At 64.5% G+C, this 22,865-nt stretch carries 24 protein-coding genes; 8 read left to right on the top strand and 16 right to left on the bottom strand.

Annotated features, from left to right (window positions below):
- Positions 1–19: 19 nt before the first annotated feature.
- Entirely contained in the window at positions 20–1,867 is a 1,848-nt protein-coding gene (glsA, locus tag XI04_RS07325) for a glutaminase A (protein WP_271608207.1), read from the top strand.
- Positions 1,868–2,003: 136 nt separating this feature from the next.
- Here the strand turns inward: glsA and XI04_RS07320 are convergent, their stop codons facing one another.
- From XI04_RS07320 to XI04_RS07255, 14 genes are all read right to left on the bottom strand, one after another.
- Complete coding sequence (locus tag XI04_RS07320; protein WP_028145149.1) at positions 2,004–2,306, bottom strand: nucleoside triphosphate pyrophosphohydrolase family protein; 303 nt, start codon at positions 2,304–2,306, stop codon at positions 2,004–2,006.
- 26 nt (positions 2,307–2,332) lie between these two features.
- Entirely contained in the window at positions 2,333–2,860 is a 528-nt protein-coding gene (locus XI04_RS07315) for a carboxymuconolactone decarboxylase family protein (protein ID WP_028145150.1), read from the bottom strand.
- A 481-nt stretch (positions 2,861–3,341) separates the two neighbouring features.
- On the bottom strand, positions 3,342–3,701 hold the full coding sequence (locus XI04_RS07310; protein ID WP_038970916.1) for a Zn-ribbon domain-containing OB-fold protein: 360 nt from the start codon (positions 3,699–3,701) through the stop codon (positions 3,342–3,344).
- Positions 3,698–4,834, bottom strand: a complete 1,137-nt coding sequence (locus XI04_RS07305) for a thiolase family protein (protein ID WP_038946419.1) — start codon at positions 4,832–4,834, stop codon at positions 3,698–3,700. The genes XI04_RS07310 and XI04_RS07305 overlap by 4 nt, the downstream gene beginning before the upstream one ends.
- Positions 4,835–4,979: 145 nt before the next feature.
- Positions 4,980–6,179, bottom strand: a complete 1,200-nt coding sequence (locus XI04_RS07300; protein WP_271608295.1) for a CaiB/BaiF CoA transferase family protein — start codon at positions 6,177–6,179, stop codon at positions 4,980–4,982.
- Positions 6,180–6,308: 129 nt separating this feature from the next.
- Positions 6,309–6,515: a hypothetical protein gene (locus tag XI04_RS07295; RefSeq protein WP_028145154.1), complete on the bottom strand. Its 207-nt coding sequence runs from the start codon at positions 6,513–6,515 to the stop codon at positions 6,309–6,311.
- Between the two features lie 122 nt (positions 6,516–6,637).
- A complete protein-coding gene (locus XI04_RS07290; RefSeq protein WP_028145155.1) occupies positions 6,638–7,807 on the bottom strand; it encodes an acetyl-CoA acetyltransferase in 1,170 nt (389 codons plus the stop codon).
- 61 nt (positions 7,808–7,868) lie between these two features.
- Entirely contained in the window at positions 7,869–8,519 is a 651-nt protein-coding gene (gene eda / locus XI04_RS07285; protein WP_271608208.1) for a bifunctional 4-hydroxy-2-oxoglutarate aldolase/2-dehydro-3-deoxy-phosphogluconate aldolase, read from the bottom strand.
- A 13-nt stretch (positions 8,520–8,532) separates the two neighbouring features.
- On the bottom strand, positions 8,533–9,507 hold the full coding sequence (locus tag XI04_RS07280; RefSeq protein WP_271608209.1) for a sugar kinase: 975 nt from the start codon (positions 9,505–9,507) through the stop codon (positions 8,533–8,535).
- Positions 9,508–9,531: 24 nt separating this feature from the next.
- A complete protein-coding gene (gene denD, locus XI04_RS07275; RefSeq protein ID WP_028145158.1) occupies positions 9,532–10,518 on the bottom strand; it encodes a D-erythronate dehydrogenase in 987 nt (328 codons plus the stop codon).
- A 67-nt stretch (positions 10,519–10,585) separates the two neighbouring features.
- Complete coding sequence (locus XI04_RS07270) at positions 10,586–11,521, bottom strand: carbohydrate ABC transporter permease (RefSeq protein WP_028145159.1); 936 nt, start codon at positions 11,519–11,521, stop codon at positions 10,586–10,588.
- A complete protein-coding gene (locus tag XI04_RS07265; protein ID WP_080670311.1) occupies positions 11,514–12,431 on the bottom strand; it encodes a carbohydrate ABC transporter permease in 918 nt (305 codons plus the stop codon). Before XI04_RS07265 ends, XI04_RS07270 begins: the two co-directional genes overlap by 8 nt.
- Before the next feature lie 100 nt (positions 12,432–12,531).
- The gene (locus XI04_RS07260; RefSeq protein WP_028145161.1) at positions 12,532–13,851 is read right to left on the bottom strand and encodes an ABC transporter substrate-binding protein; all 1,320 of its coding nucleotides are present in this window, start codon (positions 13,849–13,851) and stop codon (positions 12,532–12,534) included.
- Positions 13,852–13,898: 47 nt separating this feature from the next.
- On the bottom strand, positions 13,899–14,966 hold the full coding sequence (locus XI04_RS07255) for an ABC transporter ATP-binding protein (RefSeq protein ID WP_028145162.1): 1,068 nt from the start codon (positions 14,964–14,966) through the stop codon (positions 13,899–13,901).
- A gap of 202 nt (positions 14,967–15,168) precedes the next feature.
- Between XI04_RS07255 and XI04_RS07250 the strand changes: the two genes are divergently transcribed.
- The 7 genes from XI04_RS07250 to XI04_RS07220 all read left to right on the top strand — a co-directional run bounded on the left by XI04_RS07250 (position 15,169) and on the right by XI04_RS07220 (position 21,600).
- Entirely contained in the window at positions 15,169–16,269 is a 1,101-nt protein-coding gene (locus tag XI04_RS07250) for a LacI family DNA-binding transcriptional regulator (RefSeq protein WP_038946412.1), read from the top strand.
- A gap of 136 nt (positions 16,270–16,405) precedes the next feature.
- Positions 16,406–18,235 (top strand): IlvD/Edd family dehydratase, encoded by a 1,830-nt coding sequence (locus tag XI04_RS07245; RefSeq protein ID WP_095425905.1) that lies wholly within the window; start codon positions 16,406–16,408, stop codon positions 18,233–18,235.
- Positions 18,236–18,389: 154 nt separating this feature from the next.
- Positions 18,390–19,121: an SDR family oxidoreductase gene (locus XI04_RS07240; protein WP_038946408.1), complete on the top strand. Its 732-nt coding sequence runs from the start codon at positions 18,390–18,392 to the stop codon at positions 19,119–19,121.
- A 17-nt stretch (positions 19,122–19,138) separates the two neighbouring features.
- A complete protein-coding gene (locus tag XI04_RS07235) occupies positions 19,139–19,885 on the top strand; it encodes an SDR family NAD(P)-dependent oxidoreductase (protein ID WP_028145166.1) in 747 nt (248 codons plus the stop codon).
- Positions 19,886–19,892: 7 nt separating this feature from the next.
- The gene (locus XI04_RS07230) at positions 19,893–20,285 is read left to right on the top strand and encodes a GFA family protein (RefSeq protein WP_028145167.1); all 393 of its coding nucleotides are present in this window, start codon (positions 19,893–19,895) and stop codon (positions 20,283–20,285) included.
- Positions 20,286–20,434: 149 nt separating this feature from the next.
- Complete coding sequence (locus tag XI04_RS07225) at positions 20,435–21,115, top strand: site-2 protease family protein (RefSeq protein WP_038946406.1); 681 nt, start codon at positions 20,435–20,437, stop codon at positions 21,113–21,115.
- Positions 21,116–21,177: 62 nt separating this feature from the next.
- Positions 21,178–21,600, top strand: coding sequence for a hypothetical protein (locus XI04_RS07220; protein ID WP_028145169.1), 423 nt, complete (start codon positions 21,178–21,180; stop codon positions 21,598–21,600).
- On the opposite strand, the gene XI04_RS07215 is transcribed toward XI04_RS07220, so the two are convergent.
- Together XI04_RS07215 and exbD are read right to left on the bottom strand one after the other, a co-directional pair.
- Entirely contained in the window at positions 21,588–22,400 is an 813-nt protein-coding gene (locus tag XI04_RS07215) for an energy transducer TonB family protein (protein ID WP_028145170.1), read from the bottom strand. The genes XI04_RS07220 and XI04_RS07215 overlap by 13 nt on opposite strands.
- Before the next feature lie 9 nt (positions 22,401–22,409).
- A complete protein-coding gene (gene exbD / locus XI04_RS07210) occupies positions 22,410–22,865 on the bottom strand; it encodes a TonB system transport protein ExbD (protein WP_038970925.1) in 456 nt (151 codons plus the stop codon).

The raw sequence follows: 22,865 nt of genomic DNA, 5'->3' as shown, positions 1-22,865 counted from the left end.
CGTTGCACAAAGAGAGGCGATGAAACCGCTTTCGCCCCTCGCCTCCGCCTGGAGCCGCTCGAAGCCGCCCTTGCTGCGGTTTCTGGACAATTGCCTCAACGAATTCTCGGCCGAGACCTCAGGCGCGGTCGCCGACTACATTCCCGAGCTGAGCAAGGCTGATCCTGCCTATTTTGGCATCAGCCTCGCCACGCTCGACGGCCATGTCTATGAGGTCGGCGACTCCAGGGTGCCCTTCACCATCCAATCGATGTCAAAACCGTTCGTGTTCGCGCTGGCGCTCGACCTGCTCGGCGCCGGCAGGGTCGAGAGCGCGATCGGCGTCGAACCGTCGGGCGATCCTTTCAACTCGATCCGGCTCAATTCCGAGAACCACCCGTTCAATCCGATGGTCAATGCCGGCGCGATCGCCTGCACCGGGCTGATCTACGACAGCAAGGGCGCAGATGCCTTCGAGCAGATACGCCTGGCGCTGAGCCGCTTCGCCGGTCGCGATCTCGCGGTGGACGAAGCTGTCTACGGCTCGGAGAGCCAGACCGGTGACCGCAACCGCGCGATCGGTTATCTCTTGAAGACCAACGCGGTGATCTCGGACAATGTCGCAGGCGTGCTCGACGTCTATTTCCGGCAATGCGCGGTGCTGGTCACCGCGCGCGACATCGCGGTGATGGCGGCGACCCTCGCCAATCGCGGCGTCAATCCGGTCACGGGCGAGCAAGTGCTGACGCCTTACGCGATCTCCCGCACGCTGTCGGTGATGACGTCCTCGGGCATGTACGACTATGCCGGCGAATGGATCTACCGGATCGGCATTCCCGCCAAGAGCGGCGTCGGCGGCGGCATCCTTGCCGCCCTCCCCGCCCGGCTCGGGCTCGGCAGCTATTCGCCAAGGCTCGACAAGCATGGCAACAGCGTGCGCGGCATCAAGGTCTGTGAGGCGCTGTCCTCACATTACGATCTGCACATGCTCAACCGCAGCGACGATGCGCGCAACGCCGTCATCGCCGACTACGATATCGGCAAGAGCCCGTCGCGCCGCGTGCGCCGGCCGCAGGAGCGCGAGATTCTCGCCGCCCATGAGCAGGAGGTGCGGATCATCGAGCTGGTCGGCACGCTGTCACTGTCCGCGGTCGACTACGTCTCCCGGCGGCTTGCGGGGCGGCCCCGTCCGCAATTCGTGATCTTCGATCTGCACCGCGTCACCTCCACCACGCGCGCCGGGGCGCGGCTCGTCGCCGAAGCGTTCGAGGAGCTCGCCGCGCTGAATGTCACGGTGGTGCTGTCGGGCGTCAGGCGCGCATCCAAGGAATGGGACACGTTGCGGGAATGGACGGCCGAGCTGAAGAACGTCCGCGACTTCTACCTGCTCGACACCGCGATCGAATGGGCCGAAGACCAGATCGTCTACCGCTACGGCGGCTCGATCGACTTCCACGAGACCACTGAGCTTGCCGAGCAACCGCTGCTCGAGGGCCTCGGCGAGGACGAGCTGACTGACCTCACCTCGATCTGCACCATCCGCACCTATCAGTCCGGCGCGAAGATTCTCACCACGGGCGATCCCGCCGATTCCCTGTTTTTCCTGCGCAGCGGCGCCGTGCACGTCACGCTGCCTGACGGCGTGCGGCTCGCGACGCTGACCGCGGGCATGGCGTTCGGCGAGATGGCGCTGCTGGAATCCACGCGCTCGGCCGACGTCTTCGCCGACATGGCAGCGACCGCCTATGAGGCTCCGCTGCAGGAATTCGAACGCTTCCGCCAGCGGCACCCTCACGCCAGCGAGCGCATCATGCGCAACCTCGCCCAGCTCCTCGCCGACCGCCTGATTGTCGCCAACGCCAAGGTGGATATTCTGACGTCGACGTAGAGCAGCTCATTCACAACAGGTCGTCATGCCCGGGCCTGTCCCGGGCATCCACGTCCATCGTGCTGCATGGCATGGCCGGGACGAGCCCGGCCATGACGCTGTGGAGGCTGTCGGTGTCCAGCCTACATCTCTTGCCCTACCGGCTCGCCGCCTCGCTCAGCCGCCGCTTGATCTTTGCCGCGCTCCTTTCGAGCAGCTCGGACGGCTTCTGGCCGGTCGTCGCGCAGAGGCAGGCCCAGTAATAGATGACGTCGCCGAGCTCATCGACGAGGCCAGCCTTGTCGAGCCAGTCATCGCGCAACAGCTTCTTGATGTGCTCGGCCACCTCGCCGGCCTCGCCCGCGAGGCCGAGACCGAGATAGGACAGCCGCTCGTTGGACGGATGTTCATCGACTTTCGCAACGCTCGCGGCCCAGGCCGCATATTCATCGATCGTCATTGGCATCCCTCGCCGCGGTGCTTCGATCAGCCCACCACTTCGGTAACGGGCTGGAGATCGATCTCAAACGTCTCCAGGAATTTTGACGTCATGATGTAGAAGCCGACCGAGAGCTGCAGCTCGACCAGCGCAGCCGGCGTCAGCTTCGCTGCGATCGCCTTGAAGGTCGCATCCGTCGGCTTCTTGAGTTTCACGATCTCGTCGGTGAAGGCGAGCGCGGCGCGCTGCACCTCGTTGAAGCACGTCGCCGCCTGCCAGTTTTCGAGCGCCTCGTTCTGCGCGTCGGTGACGCCGACATTCTTGCCGATCCGCTTGTGCGCGACGATCTCGTACGGCGCCTCGCACAAGATGCCGGTGCGGGTGATCGCAAGCTCGCGCACAACCGGATCGAGCTCGCCCTTGTGGCGGATGGCGCCCCCCAGGCGGCAGTACTGCTCGAAATAGCTTGGCGAGTGCGCCATCATGCGGAAGATGTTGGCGTTGCGGTTCTTGTCGAGAATTTCGCGGGTGCGGTCGGATGCCTTGGACGGGTCGCTGTAGTTGATGCGGGCCATGATTTTCCTGAAGTTTTCCCTGATTTTTTGATGCTTTTTGTCGTCGTCCGCGCAAGTTCCCAAAGACTCTATTCGCGCGAGGACGCAGGAGCAACATTATCGAGTCAAATTGCCGCCGCATTGCTGATCGACCCTGACACAGTCGATATTCGCCGCGTGGGGACAAATCACGGTGAATACTCGCAAATGGGGTGTTCCGAGTAAAACAATTGGCCGTCGGGTGCGCTAGCCGCACAACGATGAGTCACGCCCAAGTCTAGGGAGAAAAAGGCATGAAGGAAGCCACCAAGGGGGCGGCCTCGGGAGCGCTCGCGCATATGCTGGCGGTGACGGCGATGCTCGTCATCGCCAGCATCTTGTTCTACGGGCGTTAGTTGGAGTTCTAGAGTTTTCGTCATTCCGGGGTGGCCCTCGCACAGGCCAGGCCCAGAATACCCGTTCCAGGCTCGGTCCCATGACCGCCCCCGAATGACGAATCCCGTTACGTTTCCTTCGTGAAGAACGGCACGAGTTTCCCGGCAAACGGCTTGAAGCTCGCGATGACCGAATCGCCGATGACGAGTCCGTTGTCGCCATGCGCCATCATGCGAAAACCCTCGGCGCAATCGACCAGCAAAATGTTGTAAGGCACGTGTGCGCGCGTCTCGGGTGTGGCGGCGCGGCAGATCAGCGAGCTCGCATAGACCCTGCCCTTGCCGCTGGCGCGCTGCTCGCGCGGATCCGATTCGCCACAAGCCGCGCAGAAGGCGCGGTGGAAATACTGCACATGCCCGCATGAGTTGCAGGTCTGGTAGGTGATGGCCGCCTCGCCCTTGGTCCAGTCTGCCAGACGCCCGCTCATCGCACCCGCTCCAGGAACATGCTCACATGCGACGACAGCACGCCGCCGTCGCCATGCAGCAACGCGATCGAGGCGTCGCGCACCTGGCGGCAAGCCGCCCGCCCCGTCATCTGCAAATGCGCCTCGACCAGATGCGCCATGGCGCCGCCGACGCCGCAATGGCCATAGCTGAGCAGGCCGCCATGGGTGTTCAGCGGCATCGCGCCGTCGCGGCTGAAATGGCCCGATCGGACGCGGGCTGCGGCCTCGCCGCGGCCGGCAAGACCGAGGTCTTCGAGCAGCATCGCGAGCGTAATGGTAAAACTGTCGTAGATCGCGGCGTAGCGCACATCGGAGATCGCAAGGCCCGTGGCCTTCTTGGCGCGGGCGATGGAGATCTCGGCGCCGAGTTCGCTGAGCGCGGGCGCGGCCGTGACATGCTGATGGGTATGCGCCTGGGCGCAGCCGCGGATGCGCACGCCCGCCTCCCCCGTCCGCTCGCGGCTGATGATGAAGGCGGCGCCGCCGTCGGACACGGGGCAGCAGTCGAGCAGCTTGAGCGGCATCGCCACCGGCTTCGAGGCCATGACGTCGGCAACGGTGATCGGGTCGTGGAATTGCGCGCCGGGATGGGTGCAGGCGTGGCTGCGCATCAGCACGGCGAATTCGGCAAGGTCCTCTTCGGTCACGCAATATTTGTGCATGTACCTGTTAGCGACGAGGCCGTAATAGGCTGGGATCGTTGGTCCCAGCGGCACCTCGTAATCGGGATGGCCGACCTGCGCCAGCGCCTGGATCGAGGCATCGCGGCTCTGCCCGGTGAGCCGGTTCTCGCCGGCAACGACCAGCACATTGCGCGCGACGCCCGAGGTGACGAGGTGATGCGCCAGCATCGTCATCGCGAGTCCCGTGGCGCCGCCGACCTGCACGGCGTGAGCGTAACTCGGGCGGATTCCAAAGTGCTCGGCGAACACGGTCGCCAGCATGATGTGCGGCGAGACGGTGGAATAGCCGCAAAGGATGCCGTCGATGTCCGCACGCTTCAGCCCGGCATCGTCGAGCGCGGCTTGTGCCGCCTGGCTCATCAGGTCGAGCGAGGACGAGCCTTCATGCTTGCCGAAAGACGTGAGGCCGACGCCGGTGATGAAGCTCATCGTCTCTCCTCCTCGTCATTCCGGGGCGCGCCCCTTGGCGCGAGCCCGGAATCCATACTCCCGATCGTGGTTATGGATTCCGGGCTCGCGACTTCGTCGCGCCCCGGAATGACGGATGAGAGAGTTGTCGCCACCACTTCCTCCCCTACTCCGGCGGCGAGCGCGTGACGCCGTCGCGCACCATGGCGGCGATCTCGTCGGCGGAGTATCCGATCTCGCGAAGAATCTCCGCGCCGTGCTCGTTGAGCCGCGGCGCCAGCCGCACCGGCTCGGCCTCCGTCTCCGACCAGGTCGCGGTCACTTTCATGCTGCGGATCGGACCTTCGGTCGGATGGTCCACGACCGGAAAGAAATTCGTCGCCTCCAGATGCTCGTCGTGCAGGATCGAGGCGAGGTCGTGCATCGGCATGACCGGCACGTCGGCCTTGGTCAGCAGGTCGATCCATTCGGCGGTGGAGCGCGTCTCGAAGATGCGCGCGAGCTCGGCATAGACGACGTCGATATTGGCGGCGCGCCCCGCGAAAGTCGCGAATTTTGGATCGACACGCAGATCATCGCGCGCCGTCGCCTTGAAGAAATTCTCCCACTGCTTGTCGTTGTAGACGATGACGCTGAGATAGCCGTCCGAGGTCTTGTACGGCCTGCGGTCGCGCGAGAGGTGGCGGGCATAGCCGCCCTTGTCGAGCGGCGGCTCGTAGGTGAGCCCGCCCATGTGATCGCCCATGACGAAGCCGGCCATGGTCTCGAACATCGGGATATCGACGCGCTGGCCGCGTCCGGTGCGGTCGCGATGCACGAGACTGGCGCAGATCGCGCCGACGGCGGTGAGGCCGACGATGCGGTCGACCAGCGCGTTCGGCACATAGCGCGGCACACCGTCGCCGATCTGCGCCATCAGCGCCGGCAGCGCGGTGGCGCCCTGGATCAGATCGTCATAGGCGGGCTTTGCGGCATACGGGCCATCCTGGCCGAAGCCGAACACGCCGGCATAGACGAGGCGCGGATTGATGGCGGAGACGACGTCGTAGCCGAGCTGCAGCCGCGCCATCGCCTGCGGACGGACGTTGTAGACGAGAACGTCGGCGTCCTTCAGCAGCCGCAACACGGCCTCGCGGCCCGCGGGCTTCTTCAGATCGAGGCAGATCGAGCGTTTGCTGCGGTTGGTGTTGAGGAATACCGGGCCCATGCCGGCATGGCGCATCGGGCCGATCAGGCGGGTGACGTCGCCGTCGAGCGATTCCACCTTGATGACGTCGGCGCCGTAGTCGCCGAGCATCTGGGTCGCATACGGCCCCATCAGCACGGTGGTCATGTCGATGACCTTGATGCCCTTCAGCGGCCCCATCATTCGCTCCCGATTGCGCGGGGGGCTCAAGGCGCGGCCCCGCGATTTCGGTCCAGCTAAGGGCAGCGGTGCCGCGCGCGCAAGGGCGGCCGGCGTATGGCCGCATGCGCCGCGCGGTGATATCGGCCGCTATTTCTTCTGGCGGGATTCGCGGATCTTGAGGAGCCGGTCGAGCTCTTCGTTCTGCTGGCTGATCCGGTCGGCGATGCGCGACTCGTTCTGCTCGCCTGAGGCGGCCGCGGCCTGCTCGATGAGCTGCCTTATATTGTCCTCGAGGATCGCAATCCGACCGTTGAGTGCGTCCATCGACAGCGAGTCTTCGTAGTCAGTGCTCATGATGCATTTCCGCCAATCAATCAGGAGCCATAGGGTGGGCCAAGCGAAGCGGGCCCACCATGATCTAACGCAAGGAAGAGGGTGGGCACGGCGCCTTCGCGCCTTTGCCCACCCTACAAGACCTACTTCAGCGGCTCCAGCACCGAGACGTAGTTGGCGACCGCGGCGCCGCCCATGTTGAAGATGCCGCCGAGCTTGGCGTTCTTGAGCTGCATGCCCTCGGGCGCCTGGCCTGCGAGCTGCATCGCGGTCATCACATGCATGGAAACGCCGGTGGCGCCGATCGGATGGCCCTTGGCCTTCAGGCCGCCGGACGGATTGACCGGCAGCTTGCCGTCCTTGAGCGTCCAGCCTTCCTTGATGGCGCGGGCGCCCTGCCCCCTCGGCGTCAGCCCCATCGCTTCGTATTCGATCAGCTCGGCCACGGTGAAGCAGTCATGGGTCTCGACGAAGGAGAGATCGGACAGCGTCACCCCGGCCTTCTCCAGCGCGCGCTGCCAGGCAACGGTGCAGCCCTCGAACTGGAGGATGTCGCGTTTGGACATCGGCAGGAAGTCCTGGGCGTGCGCGGTGGCGCGGAAGCCGATCGACTTGGTCATGCCCTTGGCGGTCTCGGCGTCAGCCAGCACCAGCGCGGCGGCGCCGTCGGAGACCAGCGAGCAATCGGTGCGCTTCAGGGGGCCGGCGACGTAGGGGTTCTTCTCGCTCTCGGCGCGGCAGAAGTCGAAACCGAAATCCTTGCGCATCTGGGCGAAGGGATTGGCGACGCCGTTCTTGTGGTTCTTGGCCGCGATCAGCGCCAGGGCGTCGGACTGGTCGCCGTATTTCTGGAAATAGGAGCTGGCGATCTTGCCGAACACGCCGGCGAAGCCGCCGACGGTGTCGCCGTCCTCGGGCAGGTAGGACGCCTTCAGCAGGTTCTTGCCGATCTCGGCGCCCGGGGTGCGGGTCATCTGCTCGACACCGACGACCAGGACGATCTTGGCCGCGCCTGCGGCGATCGCGCGCAGGCCCTGGTGCACGGCGGCAGAACCGGTGGCGCAGGCGTTCTCGACCCGGGTGGCCGGCTTGAAGCGCAGCTTCGGGTCGGCCTGGAGCACCAGCGAGGCGGTAAAATCCTGCGCCGAGAAGCCGGCGTTGAAATGGCCGAGCACGATCTCGTCGACATCGCCGGCCGAAATGCCGGCATCGGCCATCGCCTCATTGGCGACGCGGGTGACGAGGCTTTCGACGGTCTCTGTGTCGAACTTGCCGAACGGCGTATGCGCCCATCCGACGATGCTGGCAGTCATGGTCATGTCTCCCTGGGGTCTCTCTTCCTGAGCTAAGTCTTAGCGCAGGGATGGCAAGACTTCACGCGGGTTTCAGGGCCTTGAGGGTGCGCTGGCAGATGGCAGTTATGCCGGCCCAGTTCCCGGCCTTGATCTCGGCCGTCGGGCACAGCCAGGAACCGCCGACCGCGACTACATTGGGCTCGGCGAGCCAGCTCGCAGCATTGGCCTCACCGATGCCACCGGTCGGGCAGAACCGCACGTTCGGGAACGGGCCGCCGAGCGAACGCAGGCCCTTGATGCCGCCGGCCTGCTCGGCCGGGAAGAATTTTGCGACGTCGAGGCCGTGCGACAGCGCCATCATCAGCTCGGACGCCGTGGCGATGCCCGGCGCGAACGGCAGGGAGCTGTGGGCGGCGGCCTTGAGGAGATCGGGGGTCAGGCCGGGGCTGATGCCGAAGGCGACGCCGAGCTTCTCGACACGGGTGAAGTCGGCCGGATTCAGGATCGTGCCGATGCCGACGACCGCCTCCGGGACTTCGGCCATCATCGCCCTCGCCGCCTCGATCGCAACCGGGGTGCGCATGGTCACCTCCAGCGTGCGGACGCCGCCGGCAACCAGCGCGCGCGCCAGCGGCACGGCATCCTGGATCCGCTCGATGGTGAGGACGGGAATGACGGTCGCCGCCTTGAACAGCGCGGCGAGGTGGTTCTGTTGGGCAGTCGTGGTCATAGGGTCTCGATCTTTACTTGGTCGCCTGGCGGGAGGTCGCCGGCCGGTGCCGTTTCTTCGGCGGCATGGCATAGCCCGGAATAATGGCGCCGGAATAGCAGATCACGAGGCTGGCGAGGCGATGCCCGGCCTGGGCGGCCTCGACCGGATCGGAACCGGCGAGCCGGGCCGCGATATAGGCCGCGGCAAAGCTGTCTCCGGCCGCCGTGGTGTCGACGACGGGCTTGGTCATCGGTTCGGCCCGGACCTCATGGGTAGCCCCGGGGAAACGCAGCAGGCTGACGGGCTCGGCGAGCCGGAACACCAGCTCGGGCGTCGCGATGCGTGCCATCAGCTGATCGTCGCTCTCACCAGGATAGAGCGCGAGCAGGTCCTCGGTCGAGGTCAGCACGATATCGGCGGCGGCGAAAGCAGCCGCAAACACCTCGCGCGCGACGTCGCGGTCCGGCCAACCCCGCGCGCGAAAATTGGTGTCGAACACAAAGCGGGTGCCGAGCAGGCGCGCGCGCTTGATCGCCGCGAACAGCCGCTCGCGCCCGGGCGCATCGTAGATCGAGAGCGTGATCGCGGAGAGATAGACGATGTCGTAGCTCATCAGCGAGTTGAGCAGCTCATCGGTCTCCGGCAGGTTCATAAGCTGGCGCGCCGCCGCGCTGTCGCGCCAGTGGAAGAACTGGCGCTCGCCCTTCGCATCCAGCTGGATCATGTAGAGGCCGGGTAGCTTGCCGGCCAGCCGCACGACACGCCTTGTGCCGACGCCCTCCGCATTCCAGGCCGCGATCATCTCTTCGCTGAGGCCGTCATCGCCGAGCGCGGTGAGATAATCGACCTTGACCTCGAGCCGCGCCAGATAGACCGCGGTGTTGAGGGTGTCACCGCCGAAGCCGCGCGAATACAGCCCGCCGCCCTGCCCTTGCCCGGCAGACGCGCCTCCTTGCGCCTGCCTGAGCTCGACCATGCATTCGCCGATGCAAGCAACGCTCGCCATCACCAGGGCTCGCTCAGTCAGAGATCATGCGACGAAGTTGCCGCCGAGCTCGTCTTCGATGTGAATGCGGATGATGTCGTCGAAGGTCTTCTCGGCGGTGGTGAAGCCGAGCTCGAGCGACCGCTTTGCATTGAAATTGCGCGGCCAGCCGCCGACGATGCCGACGATGAAGGGATCAGGTTCGTGCTTGATGCGCGCCGCGACTTTTTCGCCGGCAACCCGCTTCAAGGCGGCGATCTGCTCGCCGACCGTTGCCGAAAGGCCTGGCATGGTCAGATTGCGGCGCGGGCCGACGGTGGCGAGATCCATGGTGCCGGCATGGAGCAGGAAGCCGACCGCGGAGCGCGGCGTCGCGTGCCAGTGGCGAACGTCCTCGGACACCGGCAGCACCGCTTCCTTGCCGGCCAGCGGCTCGCGCAGGATGTTGGAGAAGAAACCCGATGCCGCCTTGTTGGGCAGGCCCGGCCGGATGCAGATGGTCGGCAGACGGATGCCGATGCCGTCGAGGAAACCGCGGCGCGAATAGTCGGCCAGCAACAGCTCGCCGATCGCCTTCTGGGTGCCGTAGCTGAGCAGCGGGGTGTGGAAGAACTCGTCCCCGATCGCATCGGGGAACGGCGCGCCGAACACCGCGATCGAGGACGTGAACACCACGCGAGGCTTGTAGCCGCCGCCGACCAGCCTGACAGCATCGAGCAGCATCCGCGTGCCGTCGAGATTGATGCGGTAACCCTTGTCGAAGTCGAGCTCGGCTTCGCCGGAGACGATCGCGGCGAGATGGAAGATCACGTCCGGGCGGCCGGCGATGAGCTTCTCGGCCGCGCCTGGGACTGCGAAATCGCCCGACACGGTCTCGACCGGGAAACCGGCCTTTTCCGGCCTCTTCGGTTCGACCACGTCATGCATGGTCAGCTTGGTGATGTCGCTCTTGCCGAGCCGGCCGTCACGCAACAGCCGTTCGCACAATTTGCGGCCGACCATGCCGGCGGCGCCGAGAACCAGAATGTGCAAGAGCTTAACTCCTTCTTATTGGCCGGAGCGCGCAGCCTCCGGCGCGCTCCCGTGGCAGACCCCGCGATTATTCCTTCACGGCGCCGGTCATCGCGGACACATAATGCTCCACGAAGAAGGCGTAAAGGATGACGAGCGGCAGCGAGCCGGCCAGGGCTCCGGCCATCAGCGAACCCCAGCGGTAGATGTCACCGTCCACGAACTCGTTGACGATCGCGACCGGCACCGTCTTGTTGCTGGTCGACTGCAGGAAGGTCAACGCGTAGATGAACTCGTTCCAGCACAGCGTGAAGCAGAAGATGAAGGCCGAGATCAGCCCGGGGATTGCGAGCGGCAGAACGATCTTGATCAGGATCTGCCAGCGGCTCGCCCCGTCGATCAGCGCGCATTCCTCGAGCTCGAACGGGATGGTCTTGAAATAGCCCATCAAGAGCCAGGTCGAGAACGGGATCAGGATGGTCGGATAGGTCAGGATCAACGCCAGCGGCGAGTCGAACAGCCCGTACTGGAACACGACGGTGGCGAGCGGGATGAACAGGATCGATGGCGGCACCAGATAAGCGAGGAAGATCAGCCCGCCGACGAGATTGGCGCCCTTGTAGCGCAAGCGCACGATGGCGTAGGCAGCTAGCACCGACGCGATGATCGAAAGCACCGTCGCGCAGACGGCCACGTACATCGTGTTCCAGAGCCAGTACGGGTAGTAGCTCTCGAACAGCAGCTTGTGGAAATGCTTGAAGGTCGGATTCCAGGTCCAGAACGGGTTGTACCTGTCGAGATCGAGCAATTGCTCGTCCGGCTTCACCGAGGTCAGCGCCATCCAGTAGAACGGGAACAGCAGAACGATGACGATGATCGCGAGCGGCAGGTACAGCGTCACCATCCGGCGCGGCACCGACTGCAGATAGCTCATGCCCTCGCTGTGATCGTCCTTCGCCACCGTCGGAGAGGATCCCGATAGCACGGCCTTGAGATCAACGGACCTGGTGGGCAGATCAGTCATTGTTCTCTCCCTGCTGCCATTTCCTGCGCTGGAGGCCGAACCACGACACCATGATTGCGGCGAGCAGGAACGGGATCATGGCGCTCGAGATCGCGGCACCCTCGCCCAGCTGCCCGGCGATGATCGCGCGCTGGTAGGACAGCGTCGCCATCAAATGGGTGGCGTTGACCGGGCCTCCGCGCGTCATAGCCCAGATCAGCTGGAAGTCGGTGAAGGTGAACAGCACCGAGAAGGTCATCACGACGGCGATGATCGGCGTCAGCAGCGGATAGGTGATGAAGCGGAAATTCTGCCAGCGCGTGGCGCCGTCGAGCGTTGCGGCTTCATAGAGCGAGGGCGACACCGTCTGCAGGCCCGCCAGCAGCGTGATCGCCACGAACGGCACGCCGCGCCAGATATTGGCGAAGATCACGCAAATCCGCGCCCAGGTCGTGTCGCCGAGGAAGTTGATGTTTTGGTCGATCAGGCCGAGATGCCTCAGCGACCAGGAGATGATGGAGAATTGCGAATCGAAGATCCACCAGAACGCCAGTGCCGAGAGCACCGTCGGCACGATGAAGGGGATCAGGACCATCGCGCGCAACATCGCCTTGAACGGCATGTTCTCGTTCAGCAGCAGCGCGAGATAAAGCCCGATCGCGAATTTGAGGGCGCTGGCGACGAAGGTGTAGAGCAGCGTGTTGAACACCGACAGCCAGAAGATGGAGTCGTCCCACAACCACTCATAGTTCTCGGTAGCGACAAAGTGCCCGACCCTGCCGATGCGGGTGTCGGTGAAGGACAGCCAGATGCCGAGCCCCAGCGGGTAGGCCAGGAAGAAGATCAGGAAGGCCATGGCCGGCACCATGAACCAGAAGCCGAGCCAGTTGCGATTGTGTTTGAGCTGGGTCCAGGCGCCGTCCTCTCTCATCTGAGGCTTGGCCCGGGGAATTGCGACATCAGCCATGCCCGATATCCCTGATCGAAATGTTGACGGGCGGGCGGCCGAATGGCCGCCCGCCCCGTGACCCTCAGCGATAGATGCGCTTCAGCTGGCGCTCGGCTTCCGCCATCGCGCCCTTCGCATCCTTGGTGCCGGTGCAGTAATTGGCGAACATGTCGACGACGATGAAGTCGGCGATTGCGGTTGCCGCCTTTTCGCCGACGGTGCCGATACCGGCCGCCGGGAGAGTGCGCTTGGACGCCTGCGAGAACACGGCATTCTTGGGATCCGCCGTCCAGATCGGCGCCGATTCATAGCCGTTCAAGGTCTGCGTCAGATAGCCCTGCGCGCCGTCCAGCCACTTCTCGTAGTTCTCCTTCTCCAGCATGAAGGCGACGAAAGCCTTCGCCGCGTTCGGATATTTGGTGAAGTTGAAGGCGAGGATCGGCAGCGCAAGCTGCAGCTCGGTCGGCTTGCCGACCGGTCCGACCGGCCAGAGCGCGTGATAGGTGTCCTCGGCGAGCTCCTTCTTGCTCGCATCGGTCTTGGCGGCGACGTAGATCGAGATGCCGTTCGCCGTGCAATAGAGCTCGCCGGCGAGGAACGCCTTGTTGTTGGAGGAATCGTTCCAGGACGCGGTGCCCGGGATGAAGGCATCGTACAGCGACTTGCAATATTCAAGCGCCTTCGCGGTCTCCGGCGAATTGATGATGATCTTGTCGCTCTGGTCGACCGTGTAGGCGCCGTGGCCCCACAGCACCCAGTGCAGCCACGAATTGCCGTCGCCTGAGGCGTGCCCGAGCGCGAAGCCGGCCGGCGTGTTGTTCGCCTTCAGCGCCTTGCACATCTCAAGGAAGCTGGGGAAGTCCTTCGGGAATTCCTTGAACCCCGCCTTGTCGAGCGCCGACTTGCGGTACGTCATGTAACCGCCGTTGGTCGCGACGGGAATACCGAGCCAGTCGTTGCCTTGCTTGCAGGTCTTGGCGGCCGCATCGGTCCAGCCGCCGTACTTCTTGCCGAGATAATCGGCGACGTCGTTCATCTTCAGCACTTTGGTGGGGAACAGCTGCGGCAACGTGTGCAGGCCCCAGGCGAGATCGAGCCCGGAGCCGGTATTGGCCGCAACAGAGGCCTTCGGCTGCACGTCCTCGAAGGATTCGCTGAACACGTTCATCTCGGTGCCGGTGGCAGCCTTGAACGCCGCGACCATTGCGTTGAACGCGTCGTCCTCAGCCGGCACGAAGCGCTTCCATCGCATCACGGTCAGCTTGGCACCGGGCTCCGCCTTCCAGGGCGCGCTCTGCGCCCAGGCCTTGGCGAAATCGAACAGTGCCGGCCCGGTGAGCATGCCGGTCGCAGCCAGTGCCGTTCCGCCTTGAAGCAGAGTCCGGCGGGTAAAGTCTTGCATGTCGTCCTCCCTGTGATGCTTTTTTATTGTCTTAACTTGAACTTACGCTACGCGTTCAGGCGCTTTCCCGTCGCCTCGTCGAACAGATGCACCAGCGACGGATCGGGCTTCAGCCGGATCTTGTCGCCCGGGTTGAACTGATGGCGTTCGCGGAAGACCGCGACGACCTGCTCGCCGCCGATCTTGGCGAACACCTGCGTCTCCGAGCCGGTCGGCTCGACCACGATGATCTCGGCTTCGGCGCCGTCGTCGGCAATGGTGAAATGCTCGGGCCGCACGCCATAGACCGCGGGACGGCCGTCGGACGCCGCGGGAGCGGTCTTGAGCGGCAGCTTGACGCCGTTCGGTCCCTCGAAGGTCGCAACGCCGTTGACGCGCACATGCCCCTTCAGGAAGTTCATCGCGGGCGAGCCGATGAAGCCGGCGACGAACTGGTTATCGGGCTTGTCATAGAGCTCGAGCGGCGTGCCCATCTGCTCGACGATGCCGTCATGCATGACGACGATCTTGTCGGCCATGGTCATGGCTTCGATCTGGTCGTGGGTGACGTAGACGGTCGTCGTCTTCAGCCGCTGATGCAGCTCCTTGATCTCGGTGCGCATGGCGACGCGCAGCTTGGCGTCGAGGTTGGACAAGGGCTCGTCGAACAGGAAGACTTGCGGATCGCGCACGATGGCGCGGCCCATCGCGACGCGTTGGCGCTGGCCGCCGGAGAGCTGGCGCGGATAGCGATCGAGCAGCGGCGACAGCGCGAGGATCTCGGCGGCGCGCTTGACGCGCTTGTTGATCTCGTCGGCGCCCGCATTCCGCAGCTTCAGCGAGAAGCCCATGTTGTCGGCGACCGTCATGTGCGGATAGAGCGCGTAGTTCTGGAATACCATCGCAATGTCCCGCTCCTTGGGCTGGACATTGTTGACGACGCGGTCGCCGATCGAGATCGTGCCGGAGGTGATGTTCTCGAGACCGGCGAGCATGCGCAGAAGCGTCGACTTGCCGCAGCCGGAAGGGCCGACCAGAACGACGAACTGGCCGTCCTCGATCGGTACAGTCACGCCGTGCAGGACTTCAAAATTGCCGAACGATTTCCGCACGTCGCGGATTTGCACAGACGACATCTAGCTCCCTCCTCGAAAGTCCACGGCGCCTCTAGCGCCGCGACCGTCTTGTTTTTTCAGACTTCACCGAACTCGGCCCGATCTTAGCGGGCAACATTGTCGGCAGTTTGTGCGGTTTTGGCAATTTGTCTTTGGTTAGTCGTTGCTGGTAGCGCTGTCAACGTTCCTTTGTTTGCGGGACTGACTGTGTTAAGAGCAGCAAATGGGTCGAAAACGCACCAAGTCAGGCAAGATCCGGCTGGCGGAAGTCGCCGAGCTTGCCGGCGTCAGCCCGATTACGGCGTCCCGCTTCTTCCGCAATCCGGAGGCCCTGTCGATCGGCAAGCGGACGCGGGTCGAGAGCGCCGCCAAGGAGCTCGGCTATGTGCCGAACCTTGCGGCCCGCGCGCTGGCCTCGCAACGCACCGAGGTCATCGGTGTCTTGATCCCGTCCCTCACCAACAACGTGTTCTCGGACGTGCTGCGCGGCATCTACGACGCGTCCGAAGGTAGCCGTTACTCGATCCAGTTGTCCAACACGCGCTACAGCATTCTCCAGGAAGAAAAGCTGCTGCGACTGTTTCTCGCGCAGAAGCCGGCCGGGCTGATCGTCACCGGCATCGACCAGACCACGGAATCGCGTGCCATGCTGGAGGCCGCGGATTGCCCGATCGTGCAGATCATGGAGATCGGCCCCGATCCGGTCGACATGATGATCGGCTTTTCGCACTATGATGCAGCCCGCGCAGCGGTTGCGCACCTGTTCGAGCAGGGCCGCCGCAAGATCGGCTTCGTCGGTGCGCGCATGGACCCGCGGGTGCAGCGGCGGCTGGACGGATATGTCTCGGCGATGAAGGATGCCGCACTGTTCGAGCAGCGCCTCGTCGTCACCACGGCGACACCGACCTCGGTGACGCTGGGCGGCGCCCTGTTCACCGATCTCCTGGCGCGCGAGCCCAATCTCGATGCGGTGTTCTGCGCCAATGACGACCTTGCGCTCGGCGTACTGTTCGAATGCCGGCGCCGGGAGATCGCTGTCCCCGAGCAGATCGCGATCGTCGGCTTCAACGACCTCGAGTTCATGGCCTCCGCCGTCCCCACCCTTACCAGCGTGCGCACCAACCGCTACGAGATGGGCAAAACGGCCGCCACCATGCTGATCGAGGCGATCGACGGACGGCGCCCGGAGCAGCCGGTGCTCGATCTCGGCTTCAGGGTGATCGAGCGGCAAAGCTCATCGCCGCGCCATTCGGACGGCAGGCCGACCGTTTCAGTCGCAGGCGCGGCGAACAAAATGGTAGCGTTACCAAGTAGCCATGACTAGTATCGCATTTGTGAGGAAACGACCCGCCAGCGGGCCAGCGATCCGTCATTGGCGTCATTGGGCATCGCACAAGCCGACACCCCAAGACTGATGTAAATGGACGGACGCCAGTGCGTTTGCATTGCAGGAGAAACCAATGACAAAAAAGCCAACCAATGGGCATGCGCCCGCCGGCAACGGCTCCCGCCGCCACCTTCGCTCGCAGGAATGGTTCAACAACCCGCATAATCCGGGCATGACGGCGCTCTACATGGAGCGCTACCTCAATTACGGCCTCACCCGTGCGGAGCTGCAGTCCGGCAAGCCGATCATCGGCATCGCCCAGACCGGCAACGACCTCTCTCCCTGCAACCGCCACCATATCGAGCTTGCCCATCGCGTCCGCGAGGGCATCCGCGAGGCCGGCGGCATTGCGATGGAATTCCCGACCCATCCGATCCAGGAGACCGGCAAGCGCCCGACCGCCGCGCTCGACCGCAACCTCGCCTATCTCGGCCTGGTCGAGATCCTCTACGGCTATCCGCTCGACGGCGTCGTGCTCACCACCGGCTGCGACAAGACCACGCCGGCCTGCATGATGGCGGCGGCGACCGTCAATCTGCCCGCGATCGTGCTGTCGGGCGGCCCGATGCTGAACGGCTGGCATGCCGGCGAGCGCACCGGCTCCGGCACCATCGTCTGGAAGTCACGCGAGCGGCTCGCCGCGGGCGAGATCGACTATGAAGAGTTCATGGAGATCGTGGCTTCGTCGGCGCCCTCGGTCGGCCATTGCAACACCATGGGCACCGCCTCGACCATGAACGGTCTTGCCGAAGCGCTCGGCTTCTCGCTGCCGGGCTGCGCGGCGATCCCCGCGCCCTATCGCGAGCGCGGCCAGATCGCCTACGAGACCGGCAAGCGCGCCGTCGAGATGGTCTGGGAAGATCTCAAGCCCTCGGACATCCTGACCCGCAAGGCGTTCGAGAACTGCATCGTGATCAATTCGGCGATCGGCGGCTCGACCAACGCGCCGATCCACATCAACGCGCTGGCCCGCCACATCGGCGTCGAGCTCACCATCGAGGACTGGCAGAAGGTCGGGCACGACGTGCCGCTGCTGGTCAACATGCAGCCGGCCGGCTTCTATCTCGGCGAGGAATTCCACCGCGCCGGCGGCGTGCCTGCGGTGGTGCGCGAGTTGATGAAGCACAAGCGCATCCATGAGGATGCCGTCACCGTCAACGGCCGCGGCATCGGCGAGAACTGCAAGGACGCGCCTGTCCCCGACAACGACGTGATCTGGGCTTACGACAAGCCGCTGGTGAAGGACGCCGGCTTCCTGGTGCTGAAGGGCAATCTGTTCGATTCCGCGATCATGAAGACCTCGGTGATCTCCAAGGAATTCCGCGACCGCTATCTCAGCAATCCGAAAGATCCCAACGCATTCGAGGGCCGCGCCATCGTGTTCGAGGGTCCGGAGGACTATCACGAGCGGATCGACGATGCCTCGCTCGACATCGACGAGCGCTGCGTGCTGTTCATCCGCGGCACCGGACCGATCGGCTACCCTGGTGGAGCCGAGGTCGTGAACATGCAGCCGCCGGCAGCGCTGATCAAACGCGGCATCCTGTCCCTGCCCTGCATCGGCGACGGCCGCCAGTCCGGCACCTCGGGCTCGCCCTCGATCCTGAACGCTTCGCCGGAAGCTGCCGCCAATGGCGGGCTTGCGATCCTCAAGACTGGCGACAAGGTCCGGGTCGACCTCAACAAGGGCAGCGCCAACATCCTGATCTCGGACGAGGAGCTGAAGAAGCGTCACGCCGAGCTCAAGGCCAATGGCGGCTTCAAGCATCCCGAAAACCAGACGCCGTGGCAGGAGATCTATCGCAACACCGTCGGCCAGCAATCGACCGGCGCCTGCATGGAGCTCGCCACGCGCTATCAGAACGTCGCCGGCACGTTTGGCGTGGCGCGGGATAATCACTAACCAAGATTGTCATTCCGGGATGCGCCGCAAGGCGCAGGCCCGGAATCCATACTCCCGATCGTGGTTATGGATTCTCAGATGCGCAATTGCGCATCGTAGCTCGCGCCTTCGCCGCGCCCCGGAATGACGGCACCAATTCAAAGGAGAAAACAACATGGCAGACCGCCTCAAGGGCAAACGCGCCGTCGTCACGGCTGCGGCAGCAGGCATCGGGCGCGCTTGCGCCATCGCATTTGCGCGTGAAGGCGCAACCGTCATCGCCACCGACATCAACGAGACCGGTATCGCTGATCTGACCAAGGAAGGCATTGCCGAGGTCGCAAAGCTCGACGTGCGCAACACCGCCGACGTCAACGCCTTTGCCAAGCGTATCGGCAAGATCGACATCCTGCTCAACGCGGCCGGCTTCGTGCACCACGGCACCATCCTGGAGTGCTCGGAAGAGGATTTTGATTTCTCGTTCGACCTCAACGTCAAGTCGATGCACCGGACCATCAGGGCGTTCCTGCCCGACATGATCGCGGGCGGCGGGGGCAGCATCGTCAACATCTCCTCCTGCGCAGCGCTGCGGCCGCCGGCGAACCGCTACGTCTACAGCTCGTCGAAGGCGGCAGTGTCGCTGCTGTCGCGTGCGGTCGCGCTCGACTTCATCACCAAGGGCATCCGCTGCAACTCGATCTGCCCCGGCACCGTCGAGACGCCGTCGATGCTCGACCGCGCCGCCGCACAGGGACCGCAAGGCAAGGAGATGTTCATCTCCCGCCAGAAGATGGGCCGGCTCGGCACCGCCGAGGAGATTGCCAACATGGCGGTCTATCTCGGCAGCGACGAGAGCGCCTTCACCACCGGCGTCGACCTCGTCGTCGACGGCGGCTACATGCTCTGACCCCAGGGGCACCCGGCATGAACAAGATCGATCTCGACGGCCGCGTCGCCATCGTCACCGGTGGCGCGCAGGGCTTTGGCCGCGCCATCACCGAGCGCCTTGCCGCCTCCGGCGCCAAGGTCGCGATCTGGGATTTCGACGCCGCGCTCGCTGAGAAGACGGCGAAGGAGATCGGCGACAACGTCCGCGTCTTCAAGGTCGACGTCACCGACACCGCGGCCGTCGAGCAGGCGCGCGATGCGACGCTCGCCGCATTCGGCAAGATCGACATCCTCGTCAACAATGCCGGCATCGCCGGCGTGAACAAGCCGGTCTGGGAGACCGACCTCGAGGAATGGCGGAAGGTCCTACGCATCAACCTCGATGGTCCCTTCATCGTCTGCAAGGCCATCGTGCCCGCGATGCTCAAGCAGAAATACGGGCGGATCGTGAACATCGCCTCGATCGCCGGCAAGGAAGGCAACCCGAACGCCTCGCACTATTCGGCGTCCAAGGCCGGCCTGATCGCGCTGACGAAGTCGCTCGGCAAGGAGCTCGCCGCGCATGACATCCTCGTCAATGCGGTGACGCCGGCCGCGGCCAAGACCGCGATCTTCGACCAGATGACGCAGCAGCACATCGACTTCATGCTGTCGAAGATCCCGAAGGGGCGCTTCGTGCTGGTCGAAGAGCTCGCCGCGATGGTGGCCTGGCTCGCATCCGAGGACTGCGCGTTCTCGACCGGCGCGGTGTTCGACATCTCGGGCGGACGCGCAACCTATTGAGGACAGCATGATCCGGGAAGGTGGATGCCTGTGCGGCGCGGTGCGGTTCAAGGCGGAAGGCGAGCCGCTCAACGTTCGCGTCTGCCATTGCCGCCTCTGTCAGAAGGCGATGGGCTCGCCCTTCTTCGCCCGCGCGCAGTTCGACCAGCGCGCGCTGAGCGTCGAAGGCGAGACGGAGCGCTATGCGTCGTCCGAGGCGATCGACCGCGTGTTCTGCAAGCGCTGCGGCACGCGCCTGTTCGCCTGGCGCCGTAACGGCACGCTCGCGGGCGTGTCCCTCTCCGTTTTCGACGATCGCAATGCCTTCGCGCCGACCGAGCACATCTGGGTCTCGGAAAAGCCCGCCTGGCTGAAGCTCGACGACGGCCTGGTGCAATATCCGGGGACGATTCCGGCCTAATTGCACGATGGCACGGCGGCGTGCTGCCGGCGCCCCCTTTGCAGCGTGGCATTTCGGGACCGCCCCTCCTATGTTGAGCCGAAGCGTTGCTGTACCGCCGGTTGGCCGGGACGGCCGCAAGGCCGCAGGCAAACCGGGACGGACGAGCCGTGAACACTTCCCTTTATGATCTGTCGGTATGGGTGCTTCCCCTCGTGCTCGCCATCACCTTCCACGAGGCTGCGCACGCTTTCGTCGCGGACCGGCTCGGGGACGACACGGCCTCGCAGCTCGGCCGCGTCAGCTTCAACCCGCTGCGCCACATTGACCCGTTCGGCACCGTGATCCTGCCGGCGATGCTGCTGTTCGCGCACTCGCCGTTCCTGTTCGGCTACGCCAAGCCGGTACCGGTCAACTTCCGCAAGCTGAACAACCCCAAACTGGACATGGTCTGGGTGGCATTGGCCGGGCCTGTCACCAACATCCTGCTGGCGCTTGCAGTGGCCCTCGCCTTCCACGCCCTGCCCCTTGTCCCCGCAAGCTCGGCGAAATGGGTCGCCGACAACCTCAAGAATGCGCTCATCATCAACGCCATCCTCGCGGTCTTCAACATGATGCCGATCCCGCCGCTCGATGGCGGGCGCGTCGCGGTCGGGCTGTTGCCCCGCCCGCTCGCCATGCCGCTGGCCCGGCTCGAGCCGTTCGGGATGCTGATCCTGATCGGCCTGTTGATCCTGCTGCCCCTTGCAGGTTCCCAGTTCGGTCTAAATCTTGATGTTATTTCAGCAATACTGCGAACGTTGACCGGTTATGTGATTCAGGCTGTTCTCCTCCTGACCGGCAATGCGTAGTTGAACAGCCACCCGAACTTTAAGCCGAAGGGCCAGAGGCCGACTTGGTCAAAGCTGCCGATATGCTGATCGCGCGACGCGCGGACACCCGCGCCCGCGCCGATTTTGCCACCTGGAAGATGATGGCCAAGCTCAATGGGGCGTCCGCGCTCCCGCCGGAGGCCCAGGAGTTTCTGGCGAGCTACCAGAACCTGCTGGCGCAGATGAGCGAGGGCGAGGCCACCGAGGCGACCATCGGTGCGATCTACAAGGCCTATTATGCCGAGATGGGCGGCGCGGGAGCCGCACCCGACGTCCGCCCTCGCCCGCCTGAAGCAGCGGCGGACAATGTTACCGCTTTCCGCCGTCCGGCGCCGAAGCCAAAGACGACCAGCTTTTTCGGGGCTGGTGCGACAGCTGGAACCCAGAAACGGCCGCTCCCGGTGGCGCTGATCTTCGCCTGCCTGGTCGTCGTCTATGTCGGCATCCGGCTCTACTGGCGCTGAGCGGTCTTCTTCTTTTTCGCGTCGGCCGGCGTGAAGATGATATCGACGGTCCGCTCGAACCGGTCCTCGGTCAGCCCGGCAGGCGGCTGCGGGATCGGATCCGACTTGCGGACGATCGAGACCGCGGCCGCGTCGTAGGCTGAATCCCCGGATGACTCCACCACATCCACCGACAGCACGTTGCCCTTCCGGTTGATCGCGAAGCTCACCTTGACCTTCTGGTTATTGGGCTGCTTGCCTTCCGGATTGATCTTGTGCAGCGACAAATGCGCGCTGATCTTGCGGTTCCAGTCGGCGGTCAGCTTCAGGATGTCCTTGCCGATGCCGATGACGGGCGCCAGCGCCTTCTCGGCCTCGCGCGCGTCCTCCTCGAGCGTCTGCCGTGCCGTCGCAACCGATTTCGGCGAGGCTTCGGCGGCCGGCGTTTCGACCGCCTGAATTTTCGGATCGTCTTCGGTCGGCTTCTTCGCGTTGTTCTCGGTCACGACGCGGTCGGGATCCTCGACCTGCTGCGACTGGTCCTTTGGAAGCTCCGTCTCCTTGGTCTCGGCCTTTTGCTCGGGAAGCGCCTGCTGCTCCTGCATCGCTTCGCTGTCGGGCCCGGGCGGCAGATCGGTTTCGGGCGCCTTGGGCGATGCCATCTCCACGGCGAACTCCGCACCGTTCGCACCCAGGCCGTCGCCGTCGTCGTCAGCGCGCAAATGAGCCAGCGCGAGCGCAGCGCCACCCAAATGGAGCACGAGCGCGGCCACCGCCGCCAGGATCCAGAGCTTCCGGGATGGTCTGTGTTCGTCCGACATAGCGGGCCTCTAAGGCTGAGCGGCGCCTGCCGCAGGCGCTCCCGGCGCGCCTTCCAGCGCCACCAGCTTCACCCGCGTATAGCCGCCCGAACGCAGGAGCTCCATGACGCCCATCAACTCCCCGTACGGCACCGACTTGTCGGCACGCAGGAAGACGTACTTGTCCTTGCTCATGTCGGACAGTCCGTCGAGCGTCCCGATCAGCTCGGCCCGGTGGACCGGATTCTCCCCGAGGGCGAGCGTCAGATCGGGCTTGATGCTGAGATAGGTCGGCTTGTCCGGTTTCTTCTGCGGCGTCGCGCTCGACGTCGGCAGATCGATCGGCAGGTCGACCGTGGAGAGCGGAGCTGCGACCATGAAGATGATCAGCAGCACCAGGATGACGTCGATGAACGGCGTGACGTTGATGTCATGCGTTTCCGAGAAATCGTCGTCGTCATCGTTGTCTGCGAGCGAAACGCCCAT

Origin of the sequence: Bradyrhizobium sp. CCBAU 11430, assembly GCF_028128855.1 — a bacterium.
Classification (GTDB): domain Bacteria; phylum Pseudomonadota; class Alphaproteobacteria; order Rhizobiales; family Xanthobacteraceae; genus Bradyrhizobium; species Bradyrhizobium ottawaense.
This window is presented reverse-complemented; position numbering and strand designations above follow the sequence as displayed.

Coding starts and splice junctions, on each gene's coding strand:
- glsA (WP_271608207.1), top strand. CDS start 20: ATGAAACCGCTTTCGCCCCTCGCCTCCGCCTGGAGCCGCTCGAAGCCG.
- XI04_RS07320 (WP_028145149.1), bottom strand. CDS start 2,306: ATGACGATCGATGAATATGCGGCCTGGGCCGCGAGCGTTGCGAAAGTC.
- XI04_RS07315 (WP_028145150.1), bottom strand. CDS start 2,860: ATGGCCCGCATCAACTACAGCGACCCGTCCAAGGCATCCGACCGCACC.
- XI04_RS07310 (WP_038970916.1), bottom strand. CDS start 3,701: ATGAGCGGGCGTCTGGCAGACTGGACCAAGGGCGAGGCGGCCATCACC.
- XI04_RS07305 (WP_038946419.1), bottom strand. CDS start 4,834: ATGAGCTTCATCACCGGCGTCGGCCTCACGTCTTTCGGCAAGCATGAA.
- XI04_RS07300 (WP_271608295.1), bottom strand. CDS start 6,179: ATGGGGCCGCTGAAGGGCATCAAGGTCATCGACATGACCACCGTGCTG.
- XI04_RS07295 (WP_028145154.1), bottom strand. CDS start 6,515: ATGAGCACTGACTACGAAGACTCGCTGTCGATGGACGCACTCAACGGT.
- XI04_RS07290 (WP_028145155.1), bottom strand. CDS start 7,807: ATGACTGCCAGCATCGTCGGATGGGCGCATACGCCGTTCGGCAAGTTC.
- eda (WP_271608208.1), bottom strand. CDS start 8,519: ATGACCACGACTGCCCAACAGAACCACCTCGCCGCGCTGTTCAAGGCG.
- XI04_RS07280 (WP_271608209.1), bottom strand. CDS start 9,507: ATGGCGAGCGTTGCTTGCATCGGCGAATGCATGGTCGAGCTCAGGCAG.
- XI04_RS07270 (WP_028145159.1), bottom strand. CDS start 11,521: ATGACTGATCTGCCCACCAGGTCCGTTGATCTCAAGGCCGTGCTATCG.
- XI04_RS07265 (WP_080670311.1), bottom strand. CDS start 12,431: ATGAGAGAGGACGGCGCCTGGACCCAGCTCAAACACAATCGCAACTGG.
- XI04_RS07260 (WP_028145161.1), bottom strand. CDS start 13,851: ATGCAAGACTTTACCCGCCGGACTCTGCTTCAAGGCGGAACGGCACTG.
- XI04_RS07255 (WP_028145162.1), bottom strand. CDS start 14,966: ATGTCGTCTGTGCAAATCCGCGACGTGCGGAAATCGTTCGGCAATTTT.
- XI04_RS07250 (WP_038946412.1), top strand. CDS start 15,169: ATGGGTCGAAAACGCACCAAGTCAGGCAAGATCCGGCTGGCGGAAGTC.
- XI04_RS07245 (WP_095425905.1), top strand. CDS start 16,406: ATGACAAAAAAGCCAACCAATGGGCATGCGCCCGCCGGCAACGGCTCC.
- XI04_RS07240 (WP_038946408.1), top strand. CDS start 18,390: ATGGCAGACCGCCTCAAGGGCAAACGCGCCGTCGTCACGGCTGCGGCA.
- XI04_RS07235 (WP_028145166.1), top strand. CDS start 19,139: ATGAACAAGATCGATCTCGACGGCCGCGTCGCCATCGTCACCGGTGGC.
- XI04_RS07230 (WP_028145167.1), top strand. CDS start 19,893: ATGATCCGGGAAGGTGGATGCCTGTGCGGCGCGGTGCGGTTCAAGGCG.
- XI04_RS07220 (WP_028145169.1), top strand. CDS start 21,178: ATGCTGATCGCGCGACGCGCGGACACCCGCGCCCGCGCCGATTTTGCC.
- XI04_RS07215 (WP_028145170.1), bottom strand. CDS start 22,400: ATGTCGGACGAACACAGACCATCCCGGAAGCTCTGGATCCTGGCGGCG.
- exbD (WP_038970925.1), bottom strand. CDS start 22,865: ATGGGCGTTTCGCTCGCAGACAACGATGACGACGACGATTTCTCGGAA.